The 14959-nt window shown below is 48.8% G+C and carries 17 protein-coding genes; 10 read left to right on the top strand and 7 right to left on the bottom strand.

What is annotated here, in order from left to right; all coding sequences use genetic code 11:
* The first annotated feature begins 157 nt into the window (after positions 1–157).
* Positions 158–2053: a protein-disulfide reductase DsbD gene (gene dsbD / locus JW499_RS20075; RefSeq protein ID WP_205212258.1), complete on the top strand. Its 1896-nt coding sequence runs from the start codon at positions 158–160 to the stop codon at positions 2051–2053.
* A gap of 168 nt (positions 2054–2221) precedes the next feature.
* Here the strand turns inward: dsbD and JW499_RS20070 are convergent, their stop codons facing one another.
* Entirely contained in the window at positions 2222–2881 is a 660-nt protein-coding gene (locus JW499_RS20070; protein WP_091358464.1) for a CoA transferase subunit B, read from the bottom strand.
* A gap of 75 nt (positions 2882–2956) precedes the next feature.
* Complete coding sequence (locus JW499_RS20065) at positions 2957–3658, bottom strand: CoA transferase subunit A (RefSeq protein WP_205212257.1); 702 nt, start codon at positions 3656–3658, stop codon at positions 2957–2959.
* Positions 3659–3899: 241 nt separating this feature from the next.
* Between JW499_RS20065 and JW499_RS20060 the strand changes: the two genes are divergently transcribed.
* A complete protein-coding gene (locus tag JW499_RS20060) occupies positions 3900–4814 on the top strand; it encodes a LysR family transcriptional regulator (RefSeq protein ID WP_205212256.1) in 915 nt (304 codons plus the stop codon).
* A gap of 73 nt (positions 4815–4887) precedes the next feature.
* Here the strand turns inward: JW499_RS20060 and JW499_RS20055 are convergent, their stop codons facing one another.
* Both JW499_RS20055 and JW499_RS20050 read right to left on the bottom strand, forming a co-directional pair.
* Positions 4888–5433, bottom strand: a complete 546-nt coding sequence (locus JW499_RS20055; protein ID WP_205212255.1) for a hydrolase — start codon at positions 5431–5433, stop codon at positions 4888–4890.
* 144 nt (positions 5434–5577) lie between these two features.
* On the bottom strand, positions 5578–6765 hold the full coding sequence (locus tag JW499_RS20050; RefSeq protein ID WP_205212254.1) for a Bcr/CflA family multidrug efflux MFS transporter: 1188 nt from the start codon (positions 6763–6765) through the stop codon (positions 5578–5580).
* A 199-nt stretch (positions 6766–6964) separates the two neighbouring features.
* On the opposite strand from JW499_RS20050, the gene paaY reads away from it, so the two are divergent.
* Positions 6965–7570 carry a phenylacetic acid degradation protein PaaY gene (paaY, locus tag JW499_RS20045; RefSeq protein WP_205212253.1) on the top strand — a complete coding sequence of 202 codons (606 nt, stop codon included), beginning with the start codon at positions 6965–6967 and terminating at the stop codon, positions 7568–7570.
* Positions 7571–7667: 97 nt separating this feature from the next.
* Here the strand turns inward: paaY and JW499_RS20040 are convergent, their stop codons facing one another.
* Positions 7668–8303: an NAD(P)-dependent oxidoreductase gene (locus JW499_RS20040; protein WP_205212252.1), complete on the bottom strand. Its 636-nt coding sequence runs from the start codon at positions 8301–8303 to the stop codon at positions 7668–7670.
* A 117-nt stretch (positions 8304–8420) separates the two neighbouring features.
* Here JW499_RS20040 and JW499_RS20035 point away from each other — a divergent pair, with 117 nt between their 5' ends.
* The 3 genes from JW499_RS20035 (at position 8421) to JW499_RS20025 (ending at position 10238) form a co-directional block, all read left to right on the top strand.
* Positions 8421–9293 (top strand): LysR family transcriptional regulator, encoded by an 873-nt coding sequence (locus JW499_RS20035; protein ID WP_205212251.1) that lies wholly within the window; start codon positions 8421–8423, stop codon positions 9291–9293.
* 57 nt (positions 9294–9350) lie between these two features.
* Positions 9351–9632 (top strand): hypothetical protein, encoded by a 282-nt coding sequence (locus JW499_RS20030; RefSeq protein ID WP_205212250.1) that lies wholly within the window; start codon positions 9351–9353, stop codon positions 9630–9632.
* Positions 9633–9932: 300 nt separating this feature from the next.
* On the top strand, positions 9933–10238 hold the full coding sequence (locus tag JW499_RS20025) for a hypothetical protein (protein ID WP_205212249.1): 306 nt from the start codon (positions 9933–9935) through the stop codon (positions 10236–10238).
* Between the two features lie 12 nt (positions 10239–10250).
* On the opposite strand, the gene cowN is transcribed toward JW499_RS20025, so the two are convergent.
* Complete coding sequence (cowN, locus tag JW499_RS20020) at positions 10251–10535, bottom strand: N(2)-fixation sustaining protein CowN (protein WP_205212248.1); 285 nt, start codon at positions 10533–10535, stop codon at positions 10251–10253.
* Positions 10536–10774: 239 nt separating this feature from the next.
* Here cowN and thrH point away from each other — a divergent pair, with 239 nt between their 5' ends.
* On the top strand, positions 10775–11392 hold the full coding sequence (gene thrH, locus JW499_RS20015) for a bifunctional phosphoserine phosphatase/homoserine phosphotransferase ThrH (RefSeq protein ID WP_205212247.1): 618 nt from the start codon (positions 10775–10777) through the stop codon (positions 11390–11392).
* Between the two features lie 162 nt (positions 11393–11554).
* Positions 11555–12511, top strand: coding sequence for a transcription termination factor Rho (gene rho, locus JW499_RS20010; RefSeq protein ID WP_205212246.1), 957 nt, complete (start codon positions 11555–11557; stop codon positions 12509–12511).
* Positions 12512–12749: 238 nt separating this feature from the next.
* Here rho and JW499_RS20005 read toward each other — a convergent pair whose 3' ends face one another.
* A complete protein-coding gene (locus tag JW499_RS20005; RefSeq protein ID WP_232846545.1) occupies positions 12750–13124 on the bottom strand; it encodes a LysE family translocator in 375 nt (124 codons plus the stop codon).
* Between the two features lie 644 nt (positions 13125–13768).
* On the opposite strand from JW499_RS20005, the gene JW499_RS20000 reads away from it, so the two are divergent.
* Complete coding sequence (locus JW499_RS20000; RefSeq protein ID WP_205212245.1) at positions 13769–14239, top strand: hypothetical protein; 471 nt, start codon at positions 13769–13771, stop codon at positions 14237–14239.
* A gap of 45 nt (positions 14240–14284) precedes the next feature.
* Positions 14285–14731, top strand: a complete 447-nt coding sequence (locus tag JW499_RS19995) for a hypothetical protein (RefSeq protein ID WP_205212244.1) — start codon at positions 14285–14287, stop codon at positions 14729–14731.
* Positions 14732–14959 lie beyond the last annotated feature (228 nt).

Here is a 14959-nt window from a genome sequence, read left to right as displayed (position 1 = left end):
GATACAATTAACAAAATTAGCAGGCTTACTGTAAAGCCAGAGGATTTATCATCGTTTAATATGTGTTCAGCCTGATTATCTGCAGGCCGGATCGAACTCCCCAGACTGCTTGCTGTCCATAAACCGTTCGATCTGACTATTACATTAAGGGGTTTCCGTGCCGTTACTGCTTCAACGACTGACCATGCCAGCTATCGCCATCCTGATGTTACTGTTTTTACAGTTTAGTACACCTGTCAGTGCGGGGCTGTTTGATAATGCCAATCCGTTTGCCAGTGATGATGGCCCCTTGCAGGTTGAGCAGGCTTTTGTATTTGACTATGAACAGGACGCTGACGGTGCCGTTAAACTGATCTGGACCATCGCGGATGGTTACTATCTTTACCGCGATAAGATACAGCTGGATTATACCCCGGAAGTGGAAGAGCTGGATCGTCGCTACTCCGATGCTGAACAGAAAGACGATCCCCTGTTTGGTCAGGTATGGGTGTATCACAATCAGGCGGTTGTTAATCTTGATCTGACCAGTACTACCGGGCAGCCGGTAGATAGTGTCGTGACGGTAAACTATCAGGGCTGCTGGGAAGGTGGGATCTGTTATCCGCCGGTCAGCAAAACTTTCAACCTTACACAGTTGCCGGTTAATCCGGGAGAGGCGGGTGACACAGCGGCCGTTGACAGTATCACTCCGCCCACCGTCAGTCAGCCGGACACTGCGCCAAGCATGAATCCGACCTCATCTTCATCGATACAGAGTGAACAGGATCGTTTCGCCGCGCTGATCTCCGGTAGCGGTCTGCTGCTGACTCTCGGCGCCTTCTTTGTCGCTGGTCTGGCGTTGGCGCTGACCCCTTGCGTATTCCCGATGATTCCTATTCTCTCCAGTATTATTGCGGGTCATGGGCATAAAGCCACAGCCCGACATGGCTTCTTTCTCTCGCTGATCTATGTGCTATCGGTTTCCATCACCTATACGGTTGCCGGGGTGATTGCCGGTCTGTTTGGTGAAAATCTGCAGGCGGCGTTTCAGAATGTCTGGGTGATCAGCTTTTTCAGTCTGATCTTTGTGTTGCTGTCACTGTCGATGTTTGGTTTCTATGAGCTTCAGTTGCCTTCCAGCTGGCAGAGTCGGCTGAATAATATGAGCAACAGCCAGAAAGGCGGCACGGTGATGGGCGTTATGGTCATGGGGCTGTTATCGGCACTGATTGTGGGCCCCTGCATGGCGGCACCGCTGGCCGGTGCGCTGATCTATATTGGCCAGAGTGGCGATCCACTGATGGGAGGCGCTGCGCTGTTTAGTCTGAGTTTAGGGATGGGAGTCCCTCTGCTGATTGTCGGGGCGTCTGCGGGCAAACTGCTGCCTAAAGCAGGTCTCTGGATGGAAAGTGTGAAAGCCGGGTTCGGCGTTATGCTGCTGTTACTGGCGGTCTGGATGCTCGACCGGGTGATTGCCGATAATGTTGCTTTGTTGCTCTATGCGGTGATTCTGCTGGTGGCTGCGGTACATATGAAAGCGCTCGACCGGCTGAAGGATAATGCGGCGGGCTGGAGTTATTTCTGGAAAGGGGTCGGAGTGGTATTGCTGCTTTACGGCGGTATTCTCTTTATCGGTGGACTGACAGGAGGCAACAGTCTGATGCAACCGCTAAAAGGGTTTGCTGTCAGCGGTGCCGGGGCGCAGTCCGGCGCAGAGATGAACTTTGTTACCGTCACCAATAAACAGCAGCTGGATCGCTTACTCAGTGATGCGAAAGCCCGGCAGCAACCGGTGATGCTGGATTTCTACGCTGACTGGTGTATCTCCTGTGTCGAACTGGACAATCTGACCTTTGCTGATCGTTCAGTACAGCAGGGGCTGAGTGGTTTCAAGCGTATTAAAGTTGACGTCACCGCCAATGATGATGCGGCAAAAGAGTTAAGCGCTCTCTATCGTGTTATTGGCCCACCGGCACTGATCTTCTATGACCGGGCGGGGCAGTATCATCCGAGTATGACGCTGATCGGGGTTATCGAGCCCGACGTTTTTGTCAGGCATATAGCAGGATTGTAATAACTAGCTTAAAGATCCTTTCAACCGCTAAACAAAAAAGGCTGATACATCAGGTATCAGCCTTTCTAAACAGACCAATGATTATTGTTTCTAATGTCCAATTATCACCACGTCCATACGTCTTTTCTAACCACTAGCAAGCGGCGAAGGCGCACCTAACTACTGCTTTTAAGCAAAGGTCATTTCTGGCACATGCTCCGGCACAACCAGCTTACCTTCTGTCTTCTCGATAATCTCTTCCACAGAGACGCCAGGCGCGCGCTCTTTCAGGTGGAAAGCGCCATCCTTAATCTCCAGAAATGCCAGATCAGTGAGCACTTTTTTGATACAGCCAGCGCCAGTGAGGGGCAGGGTGCAGTTGGTCAGTAGTTTGGATTCGCCATGCTTGGATGCGTGGGTCATGGTGACGATAATGTTCTCGGCACCGGCCACCAGATCCATTGCACCGCCCATCCCTTTAATCAGTTTTCCTGGGATCATCCAGGAAGCGATATTGCCGTTAACATCAACTTCGAATGCCCCCAGCACGGTCAGGTCGACATGCCCGCCACGGATCATGGCGAAGGATTCAGCGGAGGAGAATATCGATGCGCCGGTGGCCGCGGTGACGGTCTGTTTGCCCGCGTTAATCATATCCGCATCAATTTCATCTTCAGTAGGGAATGGGCCCATACCCAGTAAGCCATTTTCGGACTGAAGCATCACTTCGATGCCTTCAGGAATATAGTTTGCGACCAGGGTCGGGATGCCGATACCCAGATTTACGTAAAAACCATCTTCCAGTTCGCGTGCAATACGCTGTGCTATCTGTTCACGTGAGAGTGCCATTGTCTTTCCTCTTCTTTCTGACAGCGGTGTAGCGACAGGGCTATCAGAAACTCAATAATTTACCGGAGTGTCGTATCAGGCCTGGCGCACAGTGCGCTGCTCAATACGTTTTTCGAAGCTGCCCTTTATCACACGATTAACGTAGATTCCTGGTGTGTGGATCTCGGTGGGTTTCAGTTCACCCGGTTGAACAATCTCTTCCACTTCAACCACTGTGATTTTCCCTGCAGTGGCCGCCATTGGGTTAAAGTTCTGTGCGGTATCCCGGTAGATTACATTACCGTAGGTATCCGCTTTCCAGCCTTTCACGATGGCAAAGTCCCCGGTAATCGACTCTTCCATAATGTATTTGCGACCATTAAATTCTCGCACCTCTTTACCTTCGCCTACCGGGGTACCGTAACCAGTGGCCGTGTAAAATGCCGGGATACCGGCTCCGCCCGCGCGCATTTTCTCAGCCAGCGTGCCCTGCGGGGTCAGTTCGACTTCAAGTTCACCTGCCAGCAGTTGCTTTTCAAACAGGGCGTTTTCGCCCACATAGGAGGAGATCATCTTTTTAATCTGGCGATCGACCAGCAGGATGCCGAGACCAAAATCATCGACACCACAGTTATTCGATACAAAGGTCAGTTCTTTGGTGCCCATCTTTCTGATCTGAGCAATCAGGTTTTCGGGGATACCGCAAAGACCGAAGCCTCCGGCAATGACGGTCATACCATCTTCCAGGCCAGCCATCGCCTCTTCATAGCTGTTCACAACTTTGTTAAAACCCGACATGTGTGCAACTCCGCAATTCAGTTCTTTTTATAGGGGTCTTCGTATTTAAGGGTGGTATCTGGCTGGGACAGTTCCGTTCCCGGAACACCAGATACCTGACTCACGAATAAGTTAAGTCTTATATACCGCGTATCATTTAGCAAATTTAATGATTTGAAGTATTTATAAAATTTGTTTATATATATGAAATCCCTGTTCCACAACATACCCGGTTTAAAATGACCGGCTGGAAAACAGTAAAATGGTCAATATCACCCTGAAGCAGTTAAGAGCATTTGTCGCTGTGGCTCGTACCCAAAGCTTTACGGAGGCCTGTATTCAGGTTCATCTGTCCCAGCCCGCGCTGAGTATTACAATTAAAAATCTTGAAGAGGAGGTGGGAGGCGCGCTGTTCAGCCGAACCACCCGGGCGATCGCGCTTACCCCTGAGGGAGAGGAGTTTTATCCAGTGGCGCAGAAAATTCTGCATGATTGCGAAGCGGCCCTGGATGACCTGAATCAGCGTTTTGCCCTTAACCGGGGGCGGGTGGTGCTGGCAGCAATGCCATCCTTTGCCAGTAGTTTGTTACCGGGCATTATCAGTCAGTACCGCGCGCTCTATCCAAATGTCAGCATCACTATCAATGATGTTATCGCCGAAGATGTGGTGGATATGGTGCGCAATGGCCAGGTGGAAGTGGGGATCACCTTTGATCCGGGACGCTCTGAAGATCTTGCCTTCACGCCACTGTTTGATGACCGTTTTGTCGCGGTTGTGCATCCGCAGCACCCCCTGGCCGGACAGTCGCATGTCCCGTGGCAGGCATTACTGAAAAGTGATTTTATCGCATTACAGCGCCCCTCAAGTATCCGTTTACTGATTGAGGCTAAACTGCGTCAACTGGGGATGCTGGTATCGCCGGAATTTGAAACCCACCAACTGGCAACCATCGGCAGGATGGTGGCAACAGACCTGGGGGTGAGTGCAGTGCCTTCGCTATGTATTCAGCAGATGAGGGAGCTGGGAGCGGTGTGCCGGGCGCTGGATACGCCGGTTATGTCACGTCCGGTAGGAGTCGTGACACGTAAGCGCTATCCACTGTCGACTGCGGCCCGAAGCCTGGTGGATATTATTCTGGGCTCTGCAGGAGACCTTTCAGAAAAGATAAAGCTCTGAGCCGTTTACCGGCCCAGAGTCATATTTTCAATAAGATGTGTGTTATCAGACAAGTGTTTGCAGTTTTCAGGCATCAGCGTAAAAACTGGGTGCTGAAGGTTTTGAATTCCTCGGTGCCCGATTTCTGAATCCACTCGAAGCCGACCATCTCTTTAGTCACGATGTGTATACCACAGTGGCGCATCCGTTCCAGCGCTGCCTGTTTATCTGCCGGGTTACGCGAAGAAACCGCGTCGGCCACCACATAGACCTCACGGGCCTGCTGTTTGATCTGAATGGCTGTTTGCATAACACAGACGTGTGCTTCCATTCCGACGATAATGACCTGGTTGGGACGAATGCTGTTGATTTTTTCATTGCAACTGGGGTCTGACATACAGGAAAAGTGCAGCTTTTCCATAAAGCCATCTTCGGGCAGCACTTCAAGCAGTTCGGGTACTGTTCGTCCAAGCCCTTTCGGGTATTGTTCAGAGGTGAGAATCGGAACCCCGGCCAGTTTGGCCACCTCAGCCAGCCAGCGGACATTGGTCACCAGCGCTTCACTTTCATGTACTGCCGGTACCAGTTTTTCCTGAATATCGACAACCAGAAGGCAGGATGAGTTTGGGTAGATCAGCATAAAAATTCTCCGCGTAACAGGGGCAGTAAACCGCCTTGAAGCTTGATGTATAGTCAGATTCTGACGTAAGTGCCGATAAGGATATACCCTAATATTGCTTTTGGCTATCTCTCCTCCGGGGGGTGGTTTATAGCACGATTAATGCTAAATCCTGCCCGGCTTTACCAGCAACCATAAGCTGGCCAGAGAGAGGATCGCCATGGCGGCAATACTCACCGCCATGGTTGTCGGTGTGCCGCTGTGATAATGACCTACCAGCATACCGATACTGGCGGCAATGAGTGACTGGCTAAAGCCCAGCAGGGAGGACGCTGTTCCGGTCATCTTTGCAAAGGGGGCCAGTGCCCCCGCCATTGCCTGAGGCATCACCATACCGACACCACACATATAGACAATCTGGGTAATGGCCGTCAGCCACAGGTGATGAATATCCAGCAGCGCCGGTAGCACCATACTTAGTCCCGCCAGCACGCTGATAACGGTACCGCGCTGCAGAACCCCATTAATACCGGTGCGACAACCGATACGCTGCGCAATCAGCGTGCCGCTCAAAAAACCGCCGGACGCTAACGCATAGAAAATACCGCTGTGTTGCGCCGGTACTTTAAAGTAATCGATCAGCACAAACGGAGCACCGGAGAGAAAGGCAAACAGTCCGGAAAAAATAAAACTACAGCACAGGGTGTAACCAAGATATTCCCGATGTTTTAATAACAAACCAAAGTTACCCAGGATAACCAGTGGTTTGAGTGAACTGCGATTCTTATCGGCCAGAGATTCAGGCACCTTAAAGGCGATCAGCAGCATTGAGGCTATTGCATACCCGGTGAGAAAGATAAACACCGCGCGCCATTCAAACCAGGCTAGCATATAGCCGCCGATGACCGGGGCGATTGCGGGTGCCAGCGCCATAATACTGCCCATCATCGACAGCACTCTGGCCGCATTGACCGGTCCATGGATATCCCGGACCATTGTGCGTCCCAGAACCGGCCCTCCGCAGGCCCCAAGAGCCTGCAGAAAGCGGAAAAAAATCAGTTGCTCAATCGTGGTCGCAACAGCGCAGCCCAGGGAGGACAGGACAAACAGTAGCAACCCGCCAAGCATCACCGGCTTACGACCAAAGCGATCGGCCAGGGGACCGTAAACCAGTTGCGCAAAGGCAAAACCATAAAGAAATACCGACAGAGTGATCTGCACCCGGTCAACCGAGGTATCAAACACCCGGGTCAGGCCTGGCAGGCTGGGCAGATACATATCGGTTGATAGAGGGCCTAGTGCGACTGCGGCGGCCAGCGTTACAATAACGGCGGTTGAAGTGGGTCTGAACATCCGATCTCAGTATTCTGGTATTAATGAGTAAACGTTATACATTTGGGCAGTGACAGTTATTATCCTGCGCAGTATAAATTAGTTAGCAAGTTAACTATTTTTGACGCTAAATAAATATAGGGGTATTCCTGTATATTCAGATCCGTTAAAGTAATAGCTACACAAATATTTCGTCCATTCAGAAACATGGAATAGCATTATGAAAGTATATTCACTCGATGGTATTACCCCGGTTGTTCACCCTTCGGCTTATGTGCACCCCAGCGCTGTTCTGATCGGTGATGTGATTGTCGGCCCCGGTTGCTATATCGGTCCTGCTGCCTGTTTGCGGGGGGATTTCGGGCGTCTTGAACTTAAACGGGGCGCAAATCTGCAGGACACCTGTGTCATGCATGGCTTTCCCGGCACCGACACGGTGGTGGAAGAGGACGGACACATCGGTCATGGTGCCGTATTGCATGGCTGTGTTGTCGGTAAAAATGCCCTGGTGGGGATGAACTCGGTGATTATGGATGGGGCTGTTATTGGTGAGTCGTCTATTGTCGCCGCGATGTCGTTTGTCAAAGCGTCGATGGATGTACCTGCGCGAACACTGGTGGCAGGTTCTCCGGCACGGGTGATCAAAGAGTTGACAGATAAAGAGATCGACTGGAAATCAGCCGGGACCCGGCAGTATCAGGACCTGGTGATTCGCAGCATGAACACCATGCGGGAGGTTGAAGCGCTGACCGAAGTGGAAGCAAACCGACCACGGCTGGACGTTGGGATCGAAGGGGTGGTGCCCAAATTTAAAGCGGAAAGCTGATCTCTTTTGGCTGTGTCGCGATGATAGCCGGAATTCAGGGAGTGCATAACTGAAGCAGTTTTACGCCTAACGTAAAACTGCTTGCAAATAAACGCGATCAGTACGCCAGGCCGATTCGCTGTTGCGGATGGGCACCAGACTCCACTTCATCCAGTAATCCTGAGGCGTAATCCTGAACACTGATCTTACTGTTACCTTCTGCATCCGTCAGTAGCTGATCACCCCCGACACGATAATGACCGCTCTTTTCGCCCGGGAAAATCTCTGCAGCGGGGCTGACGTAGTGCCAGTTGACAGCTGTATTGCTGTTCCTGAAAACAGCTAGTGCTTCACCTTGCGCAATGGCTTCAGCTTTGTACTCTTCCGGAAAGCCCGGTGCTGATAGCAGCGTCACACCGGGCGCGACTTCTAATGATCCTGCACCACCCACCCAGATTAACCGATTAATATCTGTGTCAGCCAGTTCTGTCAGAACTTTCTGCGCGGTAGCGGCGACGATTTCATGATTCCCCAGAGTGCGCCCGCCAATGGAAATAATCAGGGCATCAACTCCGGCTATCGTATCTTTCAGAGCGTTGTCAGCCTGGATGTCATAGCTTCGCTTTGAGGTGATCGCTGCAGGCAGCTTATTAATATCCCGTGCCAGTCCGATAACTTCATGTCCGCGTGACAGCGCTTCAGCCGCAATTGTTGAACCGATCCAGCCAGTGGCACCTAAAATCGCTAATTTCATATTGATTCTCCCTAAGGTTTAAAGCTGTTTGTAAACGAATAGAGCTAGTTTATTGATTACATTTATGTGGATAAACAAGATATATTGAATATGTTTGTATCATTATGAGAACTAATCATGAGTAAACTCGAGGCGATGCGTAGTTTCGTCGAGGTCGCGTCTGTGGGTAGTTTTACCCGGGCAGCTGAACAACTTGATGTGCCTAGAATTCGTGTGACAAGGGATGTACAGGAGCTTGAAGACTGGTTGCAGATTCGCCTGTTGCACAGAACCACCCGGCGGGTTAGTTTAACCAGCGCAGGCGAAGATGCTTTACGTATATGTGAGCGTATGCTCAATGATGCTGCAGAACTAGAGAACAACGCGCATCTGCATGCGACAGAGCTGGTAGGGGATATTCGTATTGCGGCGCCGATAGGACTCGGACAAACACAGCTATTACCCCTGATCACCGAGTTCAGTCAGCGGCACCCTAAAGTCAGCTTTCAGTTAGTGTTGTCGGATAAAAATGCACAACTCGTGGATGAGCGCGTCGATATTGCCCTGCGTTATACTCAGCAACCCCATGACAATCTGATCGCCAGACGTCTGTTTGATGTAAAGTCGATCATTTGTGGATCCCCCGGATATCTGGAGGCAAACGGCACGCCTGAGACAATTCAGGATCTGAAGCAACACGGTTGTCTGATACACCTTGATCAACATCTTTGGCAGTTTCCTTCAGGAGATGAAGTCGATGTTACCGGTTCGCTAAGAGCCAATGATGCGGTAACACTGGTGAATGCGACTGTCGCCGGAATGGGTATCGCAAGATTGCCGATGGATCTGGTCGAACCCTATCTGAATAACGGTGATCTGATTGCACTGCCAGAAGCGTTTACTTTGCCTCCACAGTCAGTATGGGCTGTGTATCTATCACGCAGTTATCAGCAGCCGGTGGTGCGGGCTTTTATCGATTACGTAGCGTCTCAATGGCAAGAAAAGCCTTGACCTTTAGTGATTATCGAAAGATTATTGCCGGACTTTAATCATCCCTGGTTATATTGAATGGGTCATTTAACGAATGATTCGTTCTTATTGGTAAAAGGAATTGCCATGAAAGTTTCAAGTGCCTGTATATTATCAGCTTCTTTAATTCAATCTGTTTATGCAACTGATCTGTTACCTGAAGGTGCCATTCAGGCGGGCAGTCGTGCAAACGAAACACTCATTCATGATGCCATGATTGGTGTCGCAGCTAAAATTGCGGGACAAGGCTGTAGCAGTCCTGAACATTTCACTCCCTACATTATGGTTATGCCGGTTGGCGATGCTGGAGCCAGACATTGACGAGAGCTATGGGGGTAACAGGGTGCGGAAAGGAATATCCGATAAAACTGGGTTTCATGGAAAGCGGTATGGATGCCGCTGACTGGTTTGTCGAATAACGTGAACGCACTCAGAAAGGCCGGGGAGTTTTAATTTATATGATTCGAACGGCAATCTCTATAACTGCAAAAAGTGCAGGAAGTGTTCTGCAAAAGAACGTTGGTTTGACAGATAAACCTGTGCTCAATGAACGTGAGTTGACAGCGTTGTTAACAAAAAAATGTCTCCATAACTCTTAAGTAGCGGAGCGGTAGTTTTTCAATGGATATGATACTTATTGTAGCGCTGGATGCTGTTATCACCGGTGCGATTTTATGGATGGTCAGTAAAGTTACGGCGGTCCATCTGAGTTTTTTACACACGGTTATCGCAGCAGGAGCGGCATCACTGGTGTCGCTGATCCCCTCATTTGGCTGGCTGCTCTCAATTATTGTACTGTTTTATCTGTTAAAGCAGTTCAGTGATGCGGATATCTGGCCGGATATTATCCTGCTGGTGTTGGTGAGCCAGTTGATCTTGTTTGCCGTGGGAACCGCTCTCGGCGGGATGACGGTTAGTGTCTCGTAAGCAGCGGGCCGCTCAGCAGCACTCCTGTTCCAGCTTCCACAGCAGTTGCAACGCCGGCTGATCATCATGCTCTTCAAAAAAACTGTAGAGGTTGTTCATCTGCGCACCGATAAAGAACAGATTGTCATGCTTCATGCGGGTCTGTTCTTCAAGTTTTATTGCAAAATAGCGCTGCCATTGTTCATTGCCATCACAATTCAGAATCTTCTGTAGTTTGTTATGGAGTTCATCAGCCCAGCGATCACATTCAATGCCACAGAAGCTGACATAGCGGTCCGTATTTTCTGCCTGACCCATAAACGGTATCTCCTGAATAGACTAAACGGCCATTTTAGGGGGAGAGTGTTTTATCTCTCTAGCGAAATTAAACTCAGTAATCGGATTACTTGCGTTAGATCAACGCCTTTAATGATCGGTCTTAAAAGTGATATCGCTGCCTCTGCCTACTTGTTGAGCAGTGCGTCATTCCGGTAGAATCTGCCGCACATTATTTGATAGCGTTTAGTGCTGACTAACTAAAAACACAGGAGTCGCTTGTGGAACTCGCATGTCTTGACCTGGAAGGTGTACTGATCCCTGAGATCTGGATCGCCTTTGCTGAAGAAACCGGAATTGAAGAGCTGAAAGCGACTACCCGCGATATTCCCGATTATGATGTACTGATGAAACAGCGTTTGCGGATTCTCGATGAGCACGGCCTGACCCTGCCGCAGATTCAGGCAACTATTGATCGTCTTTCGCCATTGGAAGGTGCCCGTGAGTTTATCGACTGGTTGCGTGAGCGGTTTCAGGTGGTGATTCTGTCTGATACCTTCTACGAGTTTGCTGCACCGCTAATGAAGCAACTGGGTTATCCTACGCTGCTGTGCCATAAGCTGGAAGTGGATCAGAGTGGTCGTATCACCGATTACACCCTGCGGCAGAAAGACCCTAAGCGTCAGTCTGTACGTGCTTTCCAACTGCTCAACTACCGGGTGATTGCCGCGGGCGATTCCTATAACGACACCACTATGCTGACGCAGGCTGAATCCGGTATTCTGTTCCATTCACCACAGAATGTGATCGATGAGTTCCCGCAGTTCCCGGCGGTACATACTTTTGCCGAACTGAAGCAAGAGTTTATCAAGGCGAGCAATCGCGACCTGTCTCTTTAAACACAGTCGCTGCGCGACCGGCAAGATCAAGAGCGCTTCGGCGCTCTTTTTTTGTGTAAACGAGACTCGGCCGGTTACATAGGCTACCCTGAGTGCACCGTATAAACGCAGCATTAACCTGATCAGAATCCACTTAATTTCCCAGAGTGATATAGCGATACCATGACACGAAAAACCCTGAGCCTGAAGGTTAAAAAAAGCGCAGCTGTCAAGTCTGTTGATGAGGGGCACAGAGGTGAGTCCGATGATAACCCGCTGAAGCGTTTCTTAAATGGTGTAGCCGTCCACCCATCTCCCGGTATTCGCCTTGAATCAGGTTCCCAGCAACTGTCTATGCGGGCGATGGATCTTATTACGCCTGTCGGACTGGGGCAGCGGGGGCTGATTGTTGCACCACCAGGTTCGGGTAAGTCGACGCTGTTAAAACATATCTGCCAGTCAGTGGGTCAGGCTTATCCCGGGATCAGACTGTATGCACTACTCATCGATGAGCGGCCCGAAGAGGTGACCGATTTTAAGCGCAGCGTGCCAGCAGAGGTTTATGCCTCATCCTCGGATGAAAACTATGCCCATCATGTCCGGGTGGCCGATCAACTGCTCGATAGAGCCTGCAGGGAAGCGGGTGAAGGTCATGATGTGATGATCGTCATTGACTCGCTGACAAGACTCTCCCGGGTGCACAATGCTGAACGTAAAAGTAGCGGAAGAACCCTATCGGGCGGTGTTGATGCCCGGGCTCTGGAGATCCCTCGCAAGCTGTTTGGTTCGGCACGCAAGATTGAAAACGGTGGATCGCTGACCATTCTGGCGACTATTCTGGTAGATACCGGCAGCCGTATGGATCAGGTGATCTTTGAGGAGTTCAAAGGCACCGGGAATATGGAAGTTGTATTATCCCGCGAGGCAGCGAATCGGCGCATATTCCCGGCGCTGGATATTGCCAAAAGCAGCACCCGCCGTGAAGAGCTTCTGCTGAACCCGAAAGATCTCCAGGCGATACAGGCTTTGCGGCGCAGCCTTGTCAACCTCAAACCAGAAGAGGGCGCCCGGAAGCTGATTGAGTTGTTCGAGACCTATCCGACCAATGAAGCGCTGTTAGGAGCCTTTGTGAGTAGTTAGACGTGGCTGCGCATTTTAAATGCAGTGGTTAGACGGGATTCGTCACTTGCCAGAACGCTGCTACGGAAAAAGATGAAGAGCGCTGCTTTTATCCTACTGTTTTATAAGTAAAAATTAATGATCATTTCAAAGATAGTCTGCAGATAGATGTCCCTCTGCCATTTATTTACGGATTAAGGGAGCAAGTTCGTTGATTTTGGATCAATGATTAGCTCCTATGTTCAGAGAGATATCCGTATCACAGCGTCACAACCCGGGCAGCCAGCGCAATCAGTATTCCACCGGTCAGGCGGTTGACCAGTTGGCTGCGGTTTTGCAGGGTTTTAAGAATAGGGCCATGGGAGAGCAGGAAAACTACAATGCTATCAACCAGTAAGGCGGTGGCTGTCATTATAAGCTGATCTGACAGCGTCGCATCGGGGCTGACGAACGGTGAAAAAAGAGCGATAAAGAAGATTGCCAGTTTGGGGTTTAGCAGAGATATTGCGGCCCCCTCAACTCCCGCAGTGAGTATAGGGAAATTGAAGGAAAAATTGGGGTCAGGTCTTGCAGTCTGCAGGGTTAAGAAAATAGGATTAACTCTTGTGCAAAATTCAAGACCCTTATAATGCATTTTTTAGGAATGCAGAATCATGGAGCTTTTTGGGCATTAAAAAAACCGTTGTAAACGTATAAGAGCCGTTGTTCCTAGCTCCAATGTCACAAAGAACGTGACTTGCTCGTTGTTCGGGAAAGCCTTCTATATCTATGACATAGACTACTGTTTGACGTGAGTGTGTTTTAGCGGAAGCAGTCTGATTTTACTATTTATTTTTATCAATACTGGGGTTATGCTTGGCTTGTCGTTAGATAGAGACTTGTTTTGCTGCTTAGAAGCTATACAAAACAGTATGAAACAAAGGGATAGGTAAAAAGCGCGGGTAGGCTCGTCACCCGGTTGAAGAGTGCAGTTGAGCATTCTCGTTTTTTCTTAAAGGAAATCGCGATGTTCATTATCTCTTCTTTATCACTTGACAGTTATTGTTCCTTTTGTAAATTCAGCTTGGAAGGCAGCCAAACTCCAAGAGAATAAGCAGATTTGAATAACTGAAAAATGATGGCCAGTTTTACTTTACCATTAAACTAAGTATCAATTTTTACTTTATTGAGCGTAAGGAATTGATAGCGCAGGAGAATGTTCTTTTTTCATATGAAATAGAACTTCTTGATTATCCAGCTAGTTCGGCGCTTTTGAATGCCCTAAAGGAGGCAGTTATTTTGAAAATTTTACCAATCTTATCTTGTTTGACGGTTTCAGCTATCATAAGTGGTTGCTCCACGCTTACGGGTGAGGGAACCAGCCAGAATCTTTCAGTTTTTACTTATAAATCAGATAATGAATTATTAAATGGAGCGACGTGTGAACTTACCAATGATGAGGGGTCATGGACGGCTGTCACTCCTACCTCGACCATGGTTCATAGATCTAACAAAGATTTACTAGTCAGATGTACTAAAGATGGATACTCAGACGGTCTGGCTAATGTTGTATCAGATACCAAAGCTAATATGTGGGGTAACATCATATTTGGTGGTGGTGTGGGCGCACTCATAGACCATAATAATGGAAGTGCGTACTCTTATCCGAATACAGTTAAAATCACCATGGGACAGTCTAAGGTTATCAAGCAAGGTACTGAAGATGAAGCTGAAGCTGAAGCTGAACCCAGCCAAGACTCTTCAAGTTGAAGATCTCTTTAGTAATAAAGCAAACACTTGGTTACTAATAATTTAATGACAAAAAAACGTATATTTCTGATTACGTGTGTTGTTGCGCTGCTTGGATTTGTAGTTTTCAAGAACTATACGAATACAAACAGCGCTAACAGCTTTGAACTATCGTTATCTGAAAAAGAGTTTATGCTGCTTAGTCTATCATCGGAATTAGATGATATTAATTCCCGTTTACCTATAAATCTGGATCAAAATACTGTTCTCAACAGTATAGCTATCGAACACAATACAATCATCAATAGTCACACCATAACTAACGTATCGGCAGGAGAGCTTGTCTCTAGCGAAATAACAGCAAGCCTGGTTCCGCAATTAGTGACTAGCGTCTGTTCTGATAAGAGTAAGCGTAAGTTCCTGAACAATGGTATTAATCTATCGATGGAGTATTTCGATGTGAACAATATTCTTATATTCCAAGTGCTCATTACTCCTTCTGATTGTAAATAATGAGATAGCCTTAATTCGGGTAAATGCGGATATGAATAAATCGTACCTGAGAGCATTGATTGACGTACATACTTCATCTGTTACCGTGGGTATACTTGTTTGTATTAACCCGGTGGAAGTTTACATCTGATATAATGTACCCATGATTACAGATGCACGCAAGCTCAGCACAGAGCAACAAGAACTTTTACGCCAGCAAGCCATTAAACTCCGTGATAAGGGCAAAAC

Origin of the sequence: Amphritea pacifica, assembly GCF_016924145.1 — a bacterium.
Taxonomy (GTDB): Bacteria; Pseudomonadota; Gammaproteobacteria; order Pseudomonadales; family Balneatricaceae; genus Amphritea; species Amphritea pacifica.
This window is presented reverse-complemented; position numbering and strand designations above follow the sequence as displayed.